Source organism: Geodermatophilus ruber, assembly GCF_900114385.1.
GTDB classification, from domain to species: domain Bacteria; phylum Actinomycetota; class Actinomycetes; order Mycobacteriales; family Geodermatophilaceae; genus Geodermatophilus; species Geodermatophilus ruber.
Genome location: NZ_FOSW01000019.1, coordinates 14439 through 29780 on the forward strand (window position 1 = coordinate 14439; position 15342 = coordinate 29780).

Here is a 15342-nt window from a genome sequence, read left to right on the forward strand (position 1 = left end):
CCCCTCAGCTTCCCACCCCCGTCGGGGCCGCCGCGGAGAGAGGGGAGTCCAGGACCTGGCGCAGCCGCTCCCGTCCCGTCCCGTCGCGCTCGGACACGTACAGGCGGTACCGCGCCTGCCGCTCGTCGAGGACCAGCTCGCCGAGCTGGTTCCCGAAGAAGGGGCCTGCGGCCTTCGCCCAGTCCAGCTCGCTGCGCCGCACCCGCGCCAGCCGGGCGAGGCCGGTGGTCAGCCGCCGGGCCCAGCGGCTCCACCCGATCCGGAAGCCGACCCGGATGGGGTGCGGTGCCTGGTTGTGCAGCGGGGAGACCGTCAGCTGGTGGACCCGGGTGCCGAGCCCGCCGGGGCGCACGAGCTCGGCGGCGTAGGCGTGGTGGACGTCGCCGGAGAGGATCAGCGCGGTCGCCGGCGCCCGGCCGTGCTCCCCGCGGGCCACGGCCACCAGGGCCCGCCCCAGCCGCTCGAAGGAGTCCTCGAACGCCGCCCAGTGCTCGAGGTCGGCGGCCTCGCGCACCTGCTCGGACAGCCAGCCGACCGGCCCGCCGAGATGGCGGGCGCACAGCGTCGCGTTCCACCGCTCGAGCTCGTGGATGGCGTGCGGCAGCAACCACGGCAGCGAGGTGCCCAGGATCAGGTGCTCCACGCCCTCGTCGACGGCGCGGCGCATCGCGGCCTCGACCCAGGCGAACTCCTCGTCGTCGAGCATCCGCCGTCCGTGCTCGTCCAGGACCCGCCCGGCCCGGCTGTCGACCATGATCAGGCGGGCCGCTCCCCAGTGCCGCACGTAGCTCCACCGGACCGAGCGGGGGTCGGTGTCGGCGGCTCGCGCCATCGCCTGCAGCACCGGCTCGGCGTCCTCCGGGCTCTCCTGGACCTCCCGCCAGGTCTTGCTCGCGGCCAGCTCCTGCGGGCTGAGGTTGCCCAGGTGCTGGTAGACCCAGTAGCTGACCAGGCCGGCGCTGATCCGCCCCGGCCACCAGCGCTGGGCGGTCACCTTCCGGCGCCAGGCCGCCGAGGTGTTCCAGTCGTCGACGATCTCGTGGTCGTCGAAGATCATCGAGGACGGGATCGTCGACAGCAGCCACCGCACCTGGGGATCGCTCCAGGACTCGGTGTAGAGGCGGGTGTACTCCTCGAAGTCCGCGACCGCGCCATCCGCGGGCACCGGGGCGCCCCGGCGCAGCGCCAGCCACCGGCGGGTCGCGGGGGTCAGCTCGTCGGCGTAGATCTGGTCGCCGAGCAGCACGAGCGCGTCGGGCCACTCCTGCTCGGGGCGGGCGGCCAGCGCCAGGGCGTAGGTGTCCAGCGCGTCCGGGGGGATGCCGTCGGCCGGGCTCACGGTGCTCGGGGTGGCATAGCGGCAGGAGCCGAAGGCGATCCGGAAGGAGCCCGGCCGCCCCGGTGTGCGGATGCGGCTGGGCGGGAACGGCGACCCGGCCTCCGGCCACACCCGCTCACCGTCGAGCCGCACCTCGTACGGGGTGGTGCTCCCCGGCTCCAGCCCCTCGACGAGGACCAGGGCGTAGCAGTGCCCGGCGACGGAGAACGTGCGCGCGCGGCGGCCGAGCACCTCGACCTCGCACGGCCGGTCGGTCTGCACCCAGAGGGTGGCCGACACGGGATCGACGTGCCGCAACAGCGGACCGAGAAGGAGCGCCGGGGTGTCCCGGCCGGGCAGCGGCATGCCGCCCAGCCTGGCCCACGAACCTGTGTTGCGCCCAGACCCGGTGATGCGGCTGCTGGGAGACTGACGGCATGGAGTTCGTGCTGATCGCAGTCGCGATCCTCGTCGTCGGGCTGATCCTCGGGATCGGCCTGCTGGTCGGCCGCGGCCGACGCACCACCCGGCTGGACGAGGACGCCGCCGCCGGCACCACACTGACCCGGCCGCGCCCGCCCCAGCCATCCGCGCCCCCGGCGCCGGCCCCGCCCGCCGAGCGGGCCCCGCCGGCGGAGCAGGCGCAGCCCGACACCGTGCAGCCCGAGGCGCCGCCCGAGCCGACCGCCCCGTTGCCGCCGGCCGAGCCGGAGCCCGGCCTGGTCATCGAGACCCCGCCGCCGTCGGCGGGCCGGCTGGTGCGGCTGCGTTCCCGCCTCGCCCGCTCCCAGTCCTCCCTGGGCCGCGGCCTGCTCACCGTGCTCGCCCGCGAGCGGCTCACCGAGGACGACTGGGAGGAGATCGAGGAGACGCTCCTGGCCGCCGACGTCGGCGTCGCCGCCACCACCGAGATCGTCGAGCGGCTGCGCACCCAGGCGATGGTGCTGGCCACCGCGTCGGGCGAGGAGCTCCGCGCGCTGCTGGTCCGTGAGCTGACCGCCGTCCTGGGCCCCGACCTCGACCGCAGCCTCGCCGTCGACCGGCACGACGGCCGGCCCGGCGTCGTGCTCGTGGTCGGCGTCAACGGCGCGGGCAAGACGACGACGGTCGGCAAGATCGCCCGCGTGCTCGTCGGGGACGGCCGCAGCGTCGTGCTCGGCGCCGCCGACACCTTCCGGGCCGCCGCCGCCGACCAGCTCGAGACGTGGGGCGAGCGGGTCGGCGTCCTCACCGTCCGCGGCCGGGAGGGGGCCGACCCCGCGTCGGTGGCCTTCGAGGCCGCGCGCACCGGGGTCGAGGCCGAGGTCGACACCGTGGTCGTCGACACCGCCGGCCGCCTGCACACCAAGAGCGGCCTGATGGACGAGCTGGGCAAGATCAAGCGGGTCGTGGAGAAGCAGTCCCCGGTCACCGAGGTGCTGCTCGTCCTGGACGCCACCACCGGGCAGAACGGCGTCATCCAGGCGCGGGTGTTCACCGAGGCCGTAGACGTGACCGGCATCGTCCTCACCAAGCTCGACGGCACCGCCAAGGGCGGGATCGTCATCTCGGTGCAGCGCGAGCTGGGCATCCCGGTGAAGCTCATCGGCCTCGGCGAGGGCGCCGACGACCTGGCGCCCTTCGAGGCAGAGGAGTTCGCCGAGGGGCTGGTCGGCAGCGCGAACTGAAAGCGGACCCCGTCCTCCCCACCCCTCGCGAGCTCGGGGCGGTGCCCGGGACGGGGCCGGGCCTCAGACCCGGTCGGGGGCGAACCCGTAGGGCAGCTCCAGCCGGTGGCGGGCGAGCAGGTCGGCGTCGGCGAGCAGCCGGCGGGTCGGCCCGTCGGCCACCACCACCCCGCCGTCCAGGACGACCGACCGGGGGCACAGCTGCAGGGCGTAGGGCAGGTCGTGGGTGACCATCAGCACGGTCACCGGGAGCGACTCGAGCACCTCGGCCAGCTCCCGGCGCCCCGCCGGGTCGAGGTTGGAGGACGGTTCGTCGAGCACCAGGATCTCCGGGTGCATCGACAGCACCGTCGCCACCGCGACCCGGCGGCGCTGCCCGAAGGACAGGTGGTGCGGCGGGCGGTCCGCGACGCCGGCCATCCCCACCTGGTCCAGCGCCTCGGCCACCCGGGCGGCGACCTCCTCCTCGGGCAGACCGAGGTTGCGCGGGCCGAAGGCGACGTCCTCGCCGACGGTCGGCATGAACAGCTGGTCGTCGGGGTCCTGGAAGACGATGCCGACCCGGCGCCGGATCTCCTGCAGGTGGTCCCGGCCGACCGGCAGCCCGGCCACCGTGACCTGCCCGCGGCCGCCGCGGAGGATGCCGTTGAGGTGCAGCACGAGCGTGGTCTTGCCGGCGCCGTTGGGCCCGAGCAGCGCGACCCGCTCGCCGCGCTCGATGCGCAGATCGACGCCGAAGAGGGCCTGGTGCCCGTCGGGATAGGCGAAGGCGAGGTCCTCGACGAGCAGGGAGGGCGGTGCGGTCACCCGAGCAGCAGACCAGATGCCAGCACGGCCGCCGCGGCCAGCGGCAGCGCGAGGGCGGCCAGCCACGCCTGCGCGGGCGCGGCGACGGCCGGACCGGCGGGCATCCGCCCGCCGTACCCGCGGGACAGCATCGCCAGGTGGACCCGCTCGCCGCGCTCGTAGGAGCGGATGAACAGCGAGCCGGCGGCGGGGCCGAGCACCTTCAGCGCCCCGAGGTGGCGGCCCCGGAAGCCCCGGGACTCGCGCGCCACCCGCATGCGCCGCAGCTCGCCCCCCACCACGTCGGCGTACCGGAACATGAACATCAGGATCTGGACGAGGGGCGAGGGCAGCCGCAGCCGCTCCAGCCCGCGCAGCAGCGCCCGGGGCTCGGTCGTGGCGGCCAGCACGGTGGCGGCGAGGACCGACAGCGTGGCCTTGGCCAGCAGCCCGCCCGCGGCGGTCAGCCCGCTGACCGACAGGGACAGCCCCGCGACGTCGACCCGCGGCCCCTGCGAGACGACCGGCAGCAGCAGCGCGAAGGCGACGAAGGGCACCTCCACGACCAGTCCCCGGGCCAGCCGCCGGTGGCCGACCCCCGCCAGCGCGGCGACGCCGAGCACGAGGGCCAGGTATGCGGCATAGGCGCCCCACGCCCACGGGGCGGCCACCGGGGTGGCCACCACCACGAGGGCGAAGCCCAGCACGGCGACCAGCTTCAGGTGCGGCTCCAGCCGGTGCACCGGGCTGGACCCGACGACGTAGGCGGCACCGAGGACACCGCCGTGACCGGCCCCCACCTCAGTCCCCGGTACCGGCGCGTGCCCGGCCGCGACGGCGGAGGAGCAGGGCGAGGCCGCCCGCGAGCAGCAGGGTCACCACGACCCCGACGACGCCGGCCAGCCCGCCGGAGAGCCGCTCGGACCCCACGCCGGCGACGGCGTAGTCGGCCAGCGGGGAGTCGGCGACCGCGCTGTCCCGGGCGGTGCCGAGGAAGCCCGCCTGCTCCGCCGCCGACTCCAGCCCGTCGGGGGAGGAGCTGGCGTACCAGCTGATGACCCCGGCGACGACGAGGGTCACGCCCAGACCGATCAGCCAGAACAGCCGCGAGCGGCGGGCGGCGGTCATCGGGTCACCGCCTCGGCCGGCGCGGGGCGGCCGGCCAGGTCGGCGGGGCGGCGCAGGCGGGCCGCGCCGTGCACCAGGTCGGGCCGGACGGCGAGCACCGCGCCGAGCACCGCCACGGTGATCGCCGCCTCGCCGAGCCCGATGAGCACGTGCACCCCCACCATCGCCGCGGCGACCGTGCCCAGCGGCACGTCGGCGATCGCGCCGAGGGCGAACAGCAGGACGAACACCAGCGCGGCCACCGGCACCGACAGGAACGCGCCGACCCCGGCGGCGGTCAGGACCCCGCCCCGGGTGCGGGGCAGCACGGCGCTCAGCAGCCGGAAGACGCCGTAACCGACGACGATGGCGACCACGCCCAGCAGCGTCACGTTGGTGCCGAGCGCGGTCAGGCCTCCGTCGGCGAACAGCAGGGCCTGCACGAGCAGGACGACGGTCATGCACAGCACCGCCGTCCAGGGCCCGACGAGGACCGCGGTCAGCACCCCGCCCATGAGGTGCCCGCTGGTGCCCGCGCCGACGGGGAAGTTGACCATCTGCACGGCGAAGACGAAGGCCGCGGTGAGGCCGGCCATGGGCGCGGTGCGCTCGTCCAGCTCGCGCCGCGCGCCGCGCAGGGCGAGGGCCACGGCGCCCGCCGCGGCGGCGCCGGTGGCCAGCGACGTCGGGGCGTCGAGGAACCCGTCGGGGACGTGCACGCTGCCTCCTCGGAAAGGCGTGTCGGTGCCGGGGGCACGTTCGCCCGCGACCTTATTGCAAACGCCCTGCAGGTGCCCATCCCTTGCAACAAAGCCGCTCCCGCTGTGACGGCGGCCACCCCCGTGGGCTCCGCAACACGGATGGAACACGGGCGCCGGACACGCGGGCCGGAGTTCACCGTCCGGAAACAGCAGCGTGCTGCCAGGTGAAACAGGGCGACGGCACTGTCAACGGCACGTCGCCCGCCGGAGAGTCCGCCGGGGAGCGCCGGACCCACCCAGCTCAGCCCGGCGCACCTGCGCGCGGGCGCCTCGATGCGGCCGACCGGCCCACGACCCACCTCAGGAGGTTGCCGTGGTCAACACCGGCGACACCGCCTGGATCCTCACCAGCGCGGCGCTCGTGCTGTTGATGACTCCCGGCCTCGCGCTCTTCTACGGCGGCATGGTCCGCGCGAAGAGCGTGCTGAACATGATGATGATGAGCTTCGGCGCAATGGCGCTGATCAGCGTCATCTGGGTGCTCTACGGCTACTCGCTGGCCTTCGGCAACGACGTGGGCGCCGGCCTGCTGGGCAGCCCGACGGAGTTCCTCGGCCTGAACGGCCTGATGGAGGACCTCACCAGCGCGGACGGCGGCCTGCCCACGATGGCGTTCGTCGGCTTCCAGGCCGTCTTCGCCATCATCACCGTCGCCCTGATCTCCGGTGCCATCGCCGATCGCGCCAAGTTCGGCGCCTGGATGGTCTTCGCCGGGATCTGGGCCACGGTCGTGTACTTCCCGATCGCGCACTGGGTCTTCGACTTCGACGCCGACGGCCACGTGGGCGGGTGGATCGCCAACGACCTGATGGCCATCGACTTCGCCGGTGGCACGGCCGTGCACATCAACGCCGGCGCCGCCGCGCTCGCCCTCGCCCTGGTGCTCGGCAAGCGGCGCGGCTTCGGCCGGGAGGCGATGCGCCCGCACAACCTCCCGCTGGTCATGCTCGGTGCCGGCCTGCTGTGGTTCGGCTGGTTCGGCTTCAACTCCGGCTCGGCCCTGGCGGCCAACAACACGGCCGCCGTCGTCTGGGTGAACACCCTGGTCGCCACCGGTGCCGCCGTCCTGGGCTGGCTGGCCACCGAGAAGCTGCGCGACGGGCACGCCACCTCGCTGGGCGGCGCCTCGGGCGTGGTGGCCGGCCTGGTCGCCATCACGCCGTCCTGCTCGTCGGTCTCGCCGATCGGTGCGATCATCATCGGCCTGGTCGCCGGCGCCGTCTGCGCCCTCGCCGTCGGCCTGAAGTACCGGCTGGGCTACGACGACTCCCTCGACGTCGTCGGCGTCCACCTGGTCGGCGGCCTGTGGGGCACCATCGCGGTCGGCTTCCTGGCCACGGCCCAGGCGCCCGCGGGCGTCGACGGCCTCTTCTACGGCGGCGGCGTCGACCAGCTGTGGCGTCAGGTCGTCGGCGCCCTGGTCGTGCTGGTGGTCTCCTTCGTGGCCACCTGGATCATTGGGACGATCATCCAGAAGACCATGGGCTTCCGACTCCCCGAGGAGGACGAGATCACCGGCATCGACACGGTCGTCCACGCCGAGTCGGGATACGACTTCGCATCCCTGGGCAGCAGCGGTTCCACCGCGTCACCGACCGGCCAGTCGCGGGCCGAGGCCCAGGATCCGGTGCGCAGGGACACGGCCCGTAACACGGAAGGGGTCCGGGCATGAAGCTCGTCACCGCCATCGTCAAGCCGTTCAAGCTGGAGGACGTCAAGAACGCCCTCGAGCTGATCGGGATCGCCGGGCTCACCGTCAGCGAGGTGCAGGGCTTCGGCCGGCAGCGCGGGCACACCGAGGTCTACCGCGGCGCGGAGTACCAGGTGGACTTCGTCCCCAAGGTCCGGATCGAGGTCGTCGTCAGCGAGATCGACGCCGCCCGGGTCGTGGACGCGATCGTCGAGGCCGCCTCCACCGGGCAGATCGGCGACGGCAAGGTGTGGGTGACGACGATCGACGAGATCGTCCGCGTCCGCACCGGGGAGCGCGGCGCCGACGCCCTGTAGCGGAAGAACCCCCTTGCCCCCCACCCCTCGCACGCTCGGGGCGGGACCCCGCAAGGGGGCCGAACGACCGTCGGCCGGGGAGGTGGGGCGACCTGCCACCCCGGCCGACACCGTTCCGAGGATCGATCCGTCTCGAGGGGGATGCGTGCTGGACACCGAGTCGCTGCCTGCGCTGTCGCGGGCGCGACGGGGCGAGGTCCTCGACGAGTGGCTCGCCGGCCTGCTGGCCGACGCGGTGGCGGGCACGCCCCCGCCCCGCAGCCGTCGGGGAGCGGAGCCGCCGCGCACCGGCACCGACGGGGTCGCGCTGGTGGCAGTCGGCAGCCTGGGACGCGGCGAGCTCCCGCCGTACGGGGACCTGGACCTGGTGCTCGTCCACGACGGCCGGCCGGAGATCGCGGCGATCGCCGATGCCGTCTGGTACCCGATCTGGGACGCCGGGCTGCGGCTGGACCACTCGGTGCGCACCGTCCCCGAGGCCGTCGGGGTCGCCTCGACCGACGTCAAGGCCGGCCTGGGGCTGCTCGACGCCCGCTTCGTGGCCGGCGACGCCGGCCTCGCCGCGGCGCTGCGCACCGCCACCCGGGGGAGCTGGCGGCAGTCGGCGTCCCGGCTGCTGCCCCAGCTGCGGGACCTGCGCCGCGGGCGTGCCCGGCAGGTCGGCGAGCTCGCGTTCCTCCTCGAGCCCGATCTGAAGGAGGCCTACGGCGGGCTCCGCGAGGGACAGGTGCTGCGCGGGGTGGCCGCCGCGCAGCTGGCCGACGAGCCGCCGGCGGAGGCGGAAGCGGCCTACACCCTCCTGCTCGACGTCCGGGACGAGCTGCGCCGGCGCTCGGGCCGGCCGACCGACGTGTTCGTCCGCCAGGAGCAGCGGCCGGTGGCGATCACCCTCGGGCTGGCCGACGAGGACACCCTGTTGCGTGAGGTGAGCCTGGCCGGCCGGCGGCTGGCCTTCGTCGCCGACGAGACCTGGCGGCGGGTGGAGGCCGCGCTGGTCCGCCGGCCGCGCGGCCGGTACCGGCGGGTGCGCCGTGAGCCGCTGGCCGAGGGCGTGGTGCGGCAGGGCGGGGAGGTGGTGCTCGCCCGCGACGCCACCCCGGCGACCGACCCCGGCCTGGTGCTGCGCGGCGCCGCGGCCGCCGCCCGGGCCGACCTGCTGCTCTCCCCGTACACGCTCAAGGTCCTCGCGGTGCACTCCCCGCCGGTGCCCGAGCCCTGGCCCTCGGAGGTGCGCTGGTCCTTCCTCCGGCTGCTGGCCAGCGGCCGCTCGGCCGTGCCCGTGCTGGAGCAGCTGGACCAGGAGGGGCTGCTGGCGCGGCTGCTGCCCGAGTGGGACCGGGTGCGCTCGCTGCCCCAGCGCCACCCGTGGCACCGGTACACGGTCGACCGGCACCTCGTGGAGGCAGCCACGGCCGCGGCCGAGCTGACGCGGGACGTCGACCGGCCCGACCTGCTGCTGGTCGGGGCGCTGCTGCACGACATCGGCAAGGGCTGGCCGGGCGACCACAGCGAGGTGGGGGAGGCGATCGGGGCCGCGATCGCCACCCGGATGGGCTTCTCCGCGCCGGACGTGGCGACCGTCGCCGCCATGGTGCGCCACCACCTGCTCCTGCCCGACACCGCGACGCGCCGGGACATCGACGACCCGGCCACCGTCGACCGGGTCGCGGCCACCATCGGGCACGACCCGGCGCTGCTGCAGCTGCTGCACGCCCTGGCGCAGGCCGACGGCGCGGCGACGAGCACCTCGGCCTGGTCGCCGTGGAAGGCGCACCTGGTGGCCGCCCTCGTCGCCCGGGTCCAGGGAAGGCTGGGGGCGGTGCCCACGCACGAGCCCGGGCCGGTGCTGCACCCGGCCGCGCCGCAGGTCAGCACGGCCCCGATGGACCTGCCCGGCGCCCCGGGCGGGGTGACGGTCGGCATCGAGGACGTCGCCGACGGCCAGCAGATCACCATCGGCGCCCCCGACCGTCCCGGCCTGTTCAGCGCCCTGGCGGGGGTGCTCGCGCTCAACCAGCTCGACGTCCGCGCGGCGAAGATCAACGTCGCGGGCGGTTCGGCGGTCGCGGTCTTCGCCGTCCGCCCTCGGTTCGGCCGCGCGCCGGTGCCGACGATCCTGGCCGACGCCGTCCGGGCCGCGCTGGAGGGCACCCTGCCGCTGGCAGCCCGGCTGCGGCAGCGGGAGGCCGACTACCGCCAGGACGACTCCCGCGCGGCCCCGCCCCGGATCTCGTGGCACGACGGCGAGGCCAGCGGCGAGGAGACCGGCATCGTCGAGGTCCGGGCCGGCGACCGCGCCGGGCTGCTGTACCGGCTGACCGCGGCCCTGGCCGCCGAGGGCCTGGACGTCACCTCGGCGCGGATCGAGACCCTCGGCGCCGACGCCGCCGACCACTTCTACGTCTCCGACCCCTCGGGGACGCCGATCGACGCCGAGCAGCGGGCGCGGGTCGAGGCCGCCCTGGTGGCCGCCACCCGCGGGGCGGTGCCGGACCCCACGCCGGGGAACACACCGCGCTGAGGTCCCCGGTTCTGTCGGTACCCCGTGCCACGGTCGGTCGGGAGTGGGACGGAAGAGTCCCACGCCGACGGTGGGAGGAGTACGCATGAGCGACCGGTCCTTCGAGATCGCAGCGGCCGAGGGCCGGGTGTGGCCCTGCCCGGCGTGCGGGGACGATCGCGGGTTCGTGCAGCCCCCGTGCCTCGACGGGCACACCGAGGACGGCGGGGAGTGCCCCGAGTGGGCGTGCGCGGACTGCGGCACGGCGGTGGTCTCCGGTGCGCCGGTCGCCGTGGTCGCGGTGCCGGCCAGCCGCGCGGCCTGAGTCGCGGATCGGCCCCTGCGGCCGCCACCTCGTTACGCTGGACGGAGGAGGCGCGACGGCCCCGGGATGGTCCGGGTGTCGGTGCCGTGTCGTCGGTCGGACGGACCGGCGGGCCGCGCCCGCGAGACTGCCGAGGACGTGTTGTGTTCGAGACCCTCTCCGACCGCCTGGACAAGGTCTTCACCGGCCTGCGCGGCAAGGGTCGGCTCACCGATGCCGACATCGACGCCACCGCGCGCGAGATCCGCATCGCCCTGCTCGAGGCCGACGTCGCGCTGCCGGTGGTCCGGGCGTTCATCAACGCGGTCAAGGAGCGGGCCCGCGGCGCGGAGGTCTCCCAGGCGCTGAACCCCGCCCAGCAGATCATCAAGATCGTCAACGAGGAGCTCGTCGACATCCTCGGCGGCGAGACCCGGCGGCTGCGCTACGCCAAGCAGTCGCCGACGGTGATCATGCTGGCCGGCCTGCAGGGCTCCGGTAAGACCACGCTGGCCGGCAAGCTCGGCCGCTGGCTGAAGTCCCAGGGCCACACCCCGCTGCTGGTCGCCGCCGACCTGCAGCGCCCCAACGCGGTCAACCAGCTGTCCATCGTCGCCGGCCAGGCCGGGGTCGACGTCTTCGCGCCGGAGCCGGGCAACGGCATCGGCGACCCGATCCGGGTGGCGGCGGACTCGATCGAGCACGCCCGGCGCTCGATGCACGACGTGGTCGTCGTCGACACCGCCGGCCGGCTGGGCATCGACGCCGAGCTCATGGCGCAGGCGGCGGGCATCCGCGACGCCGTGCAGCCCGACGAGACGCTGTTCGTCGTCGACGCGATGATCGGTCAGGACGCCGTCACCACCGCGGAGGCCTTCCGCGACGGCGTGGGCTTCTCCGGCGTCGTCCTCACCAAGCTCGACGGTGACGCCCGCGGCGGTGCGGCGCTGTCCGTGCGGTACGTCACCGGCCAGCCGATCATGTTCGCCTCCACCGGCGAGAAGCTGACCGACTTCGACGTCTTCCACCCCGAGCGCATGGCCTCGCGCATCCTCGGCATGGGCGACGTCCTGACCCTCATCGAGCAGGCCGAGCAGGCCTTCGACGCCGACCAGGCCGAGAAGATGGCCGGCAAGCTCGCCTCGCGCGAGGGCTTCACCCTCGAGGACTTCCTCGAGCAGATGATGGCCATCCGCAAGATGGGCCCGATCGCCAACCTGCTCGGCATGCTGCCCGGTGCCGGCCAGATGAAGGAGCAGCTCAAGCAGGTCGACGACCGCGACCTGGACCGCACCGCGGCGATCATCCGCTCGATGACGCCGGAGGAGCGGGTCAACTCCAAGATCATCAATGCGTCGCGGCGGGTGCGCATCGCCAACGGCTCCGGGGTGACCGTCACCGAGGTCAACCAGCTGCTGGAACGCTTCGCCCAGGCGCAGAAGATGATGGGCCAGATGGCCGGCAGCATGGGGCTGCCCGGCATGGGCCCGATGTCGAAGAAGGCCCGCGGGCGGCAGATGCAGGCCCAGTCGAAGAAGGGCAAGAAGGGGAAGAAGGGCAAGGCCGGTGCCGCGCGCCGGCCCATGGGCGCCCCGGCCCTGCCCCCCGGCGGCCTGCCCGGGGGAGGCAACCCCTTCGGCGGCGGTCTGCCCGGCGGCATGCCCACCCTGCCACCCGGCCAGCAACTGCCCGATCTCACCAAGCTGCGGTTCGACCAGCCCGGGGACGACCGGCCCGCCCGATGACCGCGCCGGCGCTGCACCTCGCCGGCGTCGTGCTCCCCGAGGGGGAGCACCGCGACCTGTGGGTGCGCGGCGGGCGGATCACCTTCGACCCGGTCCCCGGCGCCGAGACGGTCAGCCGCGGCGGCTGGCTGGTCCCCGGCCTGGTCGACGCGCACTGCCACGTCGGCATCGGCTTCGGCGGCGTCCACGTCGAGGACCTGCCGGGGTTGCGCGAGCAGCTCCTGGCCGAGCGGGCCGCGGGGGTGCTCGCCGTGCGCGACTGCGGGTCGCCGGTCGACACCCGCGCGCTCGACGACGAGCCGGACCTGCCGCGCGTCGTGCGGGCCGGCCGGCACATCGCCCGCACCCGCCGCTACATCCCGGGCCTGGCGGTCGAGCGGGAGCCGGCGGAGCTGGTCGAGGAGGTGCGGGTGCAGGCCCGTCGCGGCGACGGCTGGGTGAAGCTGGTCGGCGACTGGATCGACCGCGGGATCGGCGACCTGGCCCCGGAGTGGCCGGCCGACGTGCTCGCCGCCGCCATCGCCGCCGCGCACGAGGAGGGCGCCCGGGTCACCGCGCACACCTTCGGCACCGATGCGCTGCCCGACCTGATCCGGGCCGGCATCGACTGCATCGAGCACGGCACCGGCCTGACCGAGGAACTCATCGGGGAGATGGTCGCCCGGGGCACGGCGGTCGTCCCGACCCTGGTCAACGTGGCGAACTTCCCCGGCTTCGCCACGGCGGGGGAGGCGAGGTTCCCCGCCTACGCGAGCACGATGCGGCGGCTGTACGCGTCGTCGGGGGCGGTCGTGCGGGCGGCGTTCGAGGCCGGAGTGCCGGTGTTCGCCGGCACCGACGCCGGCGGCGGGATCGCCCACGGCCGCATCGCCGAGGAGGTGCGCGCGCTGGCCGGGGCCGGCCTCCCGACCGAGGCGGCCGTGGCCGCGGGCTCGTGGGCGGCGCGCAGCTGGCTCGGGCTGCCGGGCATCGAGGAGGGCGCGCCGGCCGACCTCGTGGTCTACGACGCCGACCCGCGCAAGGACCTGGACACCCTCGCCCGCCCGCGCTGCACGGTGCTCCGCGGGGTGGCGGTCAGCTAGCTCGCCGGGGCGCCGAGCTCGAGGGTGACCTCGGTGCCCTGACCGGGTGAGGACAGCCGCAGCGCGCCCCCGGAGCCCTCCGCGGTGCGGCGGGCGATGTCGAGCCCCAGGCCGGTCGAACCGCCGCCGCTGTGCCCCCGGTCCACGGCGTCGGCGTCCAGGCCCGGTCCGTCGTCGGCCACGGTGACCGCGGCGCCGCCGTCGGGGCGGGGCCGGACGGCAACCCGCAAGCCGGTGCCCTCGGGCGTGTGGGCGAAGACGTTGCCCAGCAGGGCGTCCACCGCCGCGCCGAGGTCCGTGGCGGCGACGCGCACCGGCAGCGGCCCCGCGGCCAGGTCGACGGTGACCGCCCGCTGCTCCTCCTCGGCCAGCACCGCCCAGAAGCGGACCCGCGCATCCACCACGGCGACGGCGTCGCAGCCGGCCCCCAGGCCCTCCCGGACGGTGCGCCGCGCCTCGGAGATCACCTCGTCGACGCCCCGGCTGAGCGCGTCGACGTCGCCGAGCAGCCGCTCCCGCTCGGTGGGTGGCAGCGCCTCGACGTCCAACCGGAGGGCGGTCAGCGGGGTGCGCAGGCGGTGCGCGAGGTCCGCGGCGGCCTCCCGCTCCGCGACCAGCAGCTCGCCGATGCGCCCCGCCAGCCGGTTGACCGCCGCCCCGACCTCCCGCACCTCCGGCGGGCCGGCGGGGGTGGCGCGGGCGGAGAGGTCGCCGCTGCCGAGCCGGTGCGCCGTCGTGGCCAGGTCGGTGACCGGGCGGGTGAGGGAGCGGGCCAGCCGGTCGGCGATGAGCATCGCGAGGACCAGCAGGGCGGCGCCGAGCCCGGCGAGCACCAGCCAGGTCCGGGTCACCCCGGCGCGCAGCTCGGACTGCGGGACGAACACCTCGATGACCGCGGTCCCCTCCTCGCCGCGCCGGACCGGCTGCAGGAGGTACCTGCCCTCCTCGGTCGCGCGCTCCTGCGCGCCGGAGGGTGCCGGGTCGTCGCCCAGCACGCCCGCAGCACCGAGCCACTGCCCGTCGCTCCAGCGCACCGCCACGGTGCGGCCATCCTGGATCCCGACCAGGTCGGCGGCCACCTCGTCACGCTCGTCGAGGCCGACGGAGGGGATGAACACCTGCAGCTGCGCCTGCGCCGCGTCCAGTGCCCGGGACTCGGCCACGCGGGCCACCAGCGCCGCCGCGGGCAGGAGGAAGGCCAGCAGCACGATCGACGTGGTCGCGGCCACCAGCAGGGTGATCTGGCGCCTCACGGCTCGGGCTCGGGCTCGGCCAGGCGCACGCCGACCCCGCGGACGGTCTGCAGCAGCCCCGGTGCGGCGGCGGACTCGCCGAGCTTGCGGCGCAGCCACGACAGGTGGACGTCGACGGTCTTGTCCGACCCGCCGTAGGGCAGCTGCCACACCTCGACGAGCAGCTCCCGCTTGGACACCACGGCGCCGGCCCGGGCGGCCAGGTAGGCCAGCAGGTCGAACTCCTTGGGGGAGAGCTCGACCGGCGCGCCGGCGAGGGTGACCCGGCGGCTGCGCGGGTCGACGGTCAGCTCGCCGACCGTCACCGGTGCGGGGCCCCCGTCGACCCCGGCGGCGCGCCGGAGCACCGCGCGGATGCGCGCCTCCAGCTGCCCGGCCGAGAAGGGTTTGACCACGTAGTCGTCCGCACCGGCGTCCAGGGCCTGCACCACGCTGCCGTCGTCGTCCCGGGCGGTGGCGACGATGACCGGCACGGCCGACACCGCCCGCAGCATCCGGAGCAGTTCGCTGCCGTCGAGGTCGGGCAGGCCGAGGTCGAGGACGACGAGGTCGGGGCGTTCCTCCACCGCCTGCCGGAGCCCGGCCAGCGCGGTGCCGGCCGAGCTCACCGCATGACCGCGCTCGCGCAGCGCCCGGATCAGGGCGGTGCGGATGCGCTCGTCGTCCTCCACGACCAGGAGCTGGGCCACGGCGGGACGCTAGCGCCGTCGGGGCCGATCCCGAGGGCTCCCCACCCCTGGGGGATGAGATCCGCGTCCGCCCTTGTCACCGTCTTGGTGTGGTCTTAACCGCGTCGCCAGCAGGGTCTGCCC

Annotated in this window: 14 protein-coding genes; 7 read left to right on the forward strand and 7 right to left on the reverse strand. The window is 75.4% G+C overall.

Annotated features, from left to right (window positions below):
- Positions 1 to 4: 4 nt before the first annotated feature.
- Positions 5 to 1684 carry an alkaline phosphatase D family protein gene (locus tag BMZ50_RS21840; protein WP_091329481.1) on the reverse strand — a complete coding sequence of 560 codons (1680 nt, stop codon included), beginning with the start codon at positions 1682 to 1684 and terminating at the stop codon, positions 5 to 7.
- A gap of 71 nt (positions 1685 to 1755) precedes the next feature.
- Between BMZ50_RS21840 and ftsY the strand changes: the two genes are divergently transcribed.
- Positions 1756 to 2985 (forward strand): signal recognition particle-docking protein FtsY, encoded by a 1230-nt coding sequence (ftsY, locus tag BMZ50_RS21845; RefSeq protein ID WP_091329483.1) that lies wholly within the window; start codon positions 1756 to 1758, stop codon positions 2983 to 2985.
- A gap of 63 nt (positions 2986 to 3048) precedes the next feature.
- Here the strand turns inward: ftsY and BMZ50_RS21850 are convergent, their stop codons facing one another.
- Genes BMZ50_RS21850 through BMZ50_RS21860 form a run of 4 tightly spaced genes read right to left on the reverse strand, consistent with a single transcriptional unit; the run spans position 3049 to position 5597 of the window.
- Positions 3049 to 3792, reverse strand: a complete 744-nt coding sequence (locus tag BMZ50_RS21850) for an energy-coupling factor ABC transporter ATP-binding protein (RefSeq protein ID WP_091329484.1) — start codon at positions 3790 to 3792, stop codon at positions 3049 to 3051.
- Positions 3789 to 4571, reverse strand: a complete 783-nt coding sequence (gene cbiQ, locus BMZ50_RS21855; protein ID WP_091329486.1) for a cobalt ECF transporter T component CbiQ — start codon at positions 4569 to 4571, stop codon at positions 3789 to 3791. Before cbiQ ends, BMZ50_RS21850 begins: the two co-directional genes overlap by 4 nt.
- Before the next feature lies 1 nt (position 4572).
- Positions 4573 to 4899 (reverse strand): PDGLE domain-containing protein, encoded by a 327-nt coding sequence (locus BMZ50_RS24430; protein ID WP_177212934.1) that lies wholly within the window; start codon positions 4897 to 4899, stop codon positions 4573 to 4575.
- The gene (locus BMZ50_RS21860) at positions 4896 to 5597 is read right to left on the reverse strand and encodes an energy-coupling factor ABC transporter permease (protein WP_177212935.1); all 702 of its coding nucleotides are present in this window, start codon (positions 5595 to 5597) and stop codon (positions 4896 to 4898) included. Before BMZ50_RS21860 ends, BMZ50_RS24430 begins: the two co-directional genes overlap by 4 nt.
- A 355-nt stretch (positions 5598 to 5952) precedes the next feature.
- On the opposite strand from BMZ50_RS21860, the gene BMZ50_RS21865 reads away from it, so the two are divergent.
- From BMZ50_RS21865 to BMZ50_RS21890, 6 genes are all read left to right on the forward strand, one after another.
- On the forward strand, positions 5953 to 7311 hold the full coding sequence (locus BMZ50_RS21865; protein WP_091329487.1) for an ammonium transporter: 1359 nt from the start codon (positions 5953 to 5955) through the stop codon (positions 7309 to 7311).
- Complete coding sequence (locus tag BMZ50_RS21870; protein ID WP_091329489.1) at positions 7308 to 7646, forward strand: P-II family nitrogen regulator; 339 nt, start codon at positions 7308 to 7310, stop codon at positions 7644 to 7646. The genes BMZ50_RS21865 and BMZ50_RS21870 overlap by 4 nt, the downstream gene beginning before the upstream one ends.
- 145 nt (positions 7647 to 7791) lie before the next feature.
- Positions 7792 to 10167, forward strand: coding sequence for a [protein-PII] uridylyltransferase (locus tag BMZ50_RS21875; RefSeq protein WP_091329491.1), 2376 nt, complete (start codon positions 7792 to 7794; stop codon positions 10165 to 10167).
- 85 nt (positions 10168 to 10252) lie between these two features.
- On the forward strand, positions 10253 to 10471 hold the full coding sequence (locus BMZ50_RS21880) for a hypothetical protein (RefSeq protein ID WP_091329493.1): 219 nt from the start codon (positions 10253 to 10255) through the stop codon (positions 10469 to 10471).
- Between the two features lie 143 nt (positions 10472 to 10614).
- Positions 10615 to 12195: a signal recognition particle protein gene (gene ffh / locus BMZ50_RS21885; protein WP_091329495.1), complete on the forward strand. Its 1581-nt coding sequence runs from the start codon at positions 10615 to 10617 to the stop codon at positions 12193 to 12195.
- On the forward strand, positions 12192 to 13277 hold the full coding sequence (locus BMZ50_RS21890; protein ID WP_091329496.1) for an amidohydrolase family protein: 1086 nt from the start codon (positions 12192 to 12194) through the stop codon (positions 13275 to 13277). The genes ffh and BMZ50_RS21890 overlap by 4 nt, the downstream gene beginning before the upstream one ends.
- On the opposite strand, the gene BMZ50_RS21895 is transcribed toward BMZ50_RS21890, so the two are convergent.
- Complete coding sequence (locus tag BMZ50_RS21895) at positions 13274 to 14530, reverse strand: sensor histidine kinase (protein ID WP_091329497.1); 1257 nt, start codon at positions 14528 to 14530, stop codon at positions 13274 to 13276. The genes BMZ50_RS21890 and BMZ50_RS21895 overlap by 4 nt on opposite strands.
- Entirely contained in the window at positions 14527 to 15219 is a 693-nt protein-coding gene (locus BMZ50_RS21900; protein WP_091329499.1) for a response regulator transcription factor, read from the reverse strand. Before BMZ50_RS21900 ends, BMZ50_RS21895 begins: the two co-directional genes overlap by 4 nt.
- Between the last annotated feature and the right edge of the window lie 123 nt (positions 15220 to 15342).

Bases quoted from the DNA above. Each gene is read 5' to 3' on its own strand.
- BMZ50_RS21840 (WP_091329481.1), bottom strand. From the start codon at position 1,684: ATGCCGCTGCCCGGCCGGGACACCCCGGCGCTCCTTCTCGGTCCGCTG.
- ftsY (WP_091329483.1), top strand. From the start codon at position 1,756: ATGGAGTTCGTGCTGATCGCAGTCGCGATCCTCGTCGTCGGGCTGATC.
- BMZ50_RS24430 (WP_177212934.1), bottom strand. From the start codon at position 4,899: ATGACCGCCGCCCGCCGCTCGCGGCTGTTCTGGCTGATCGGTCTGGGC.
- BMZ50_RS21870 (WP_091329489.1), top strand. From the start codon at position 7,308: ATGAAGCTCGTCACCGCCATCGTCAAGCCGTTCAAGCTGGAGGACGTC.
- BMZ50_RS21880 (WP_091329493.1), top strand. From the start codon at position 10,253: ATGAGCGACCGGTCCTTCGAGATCGCAGCGGCCGAGGGCCGGGTGTGG.
- BMZ50_RS21890 (WP_091329496.1), top strand. From the start codon at position 12,192: ATGACCGCGCCGGCGCTGCACCTCGCCGGCGTCGTGCTCCCCGAGGGG.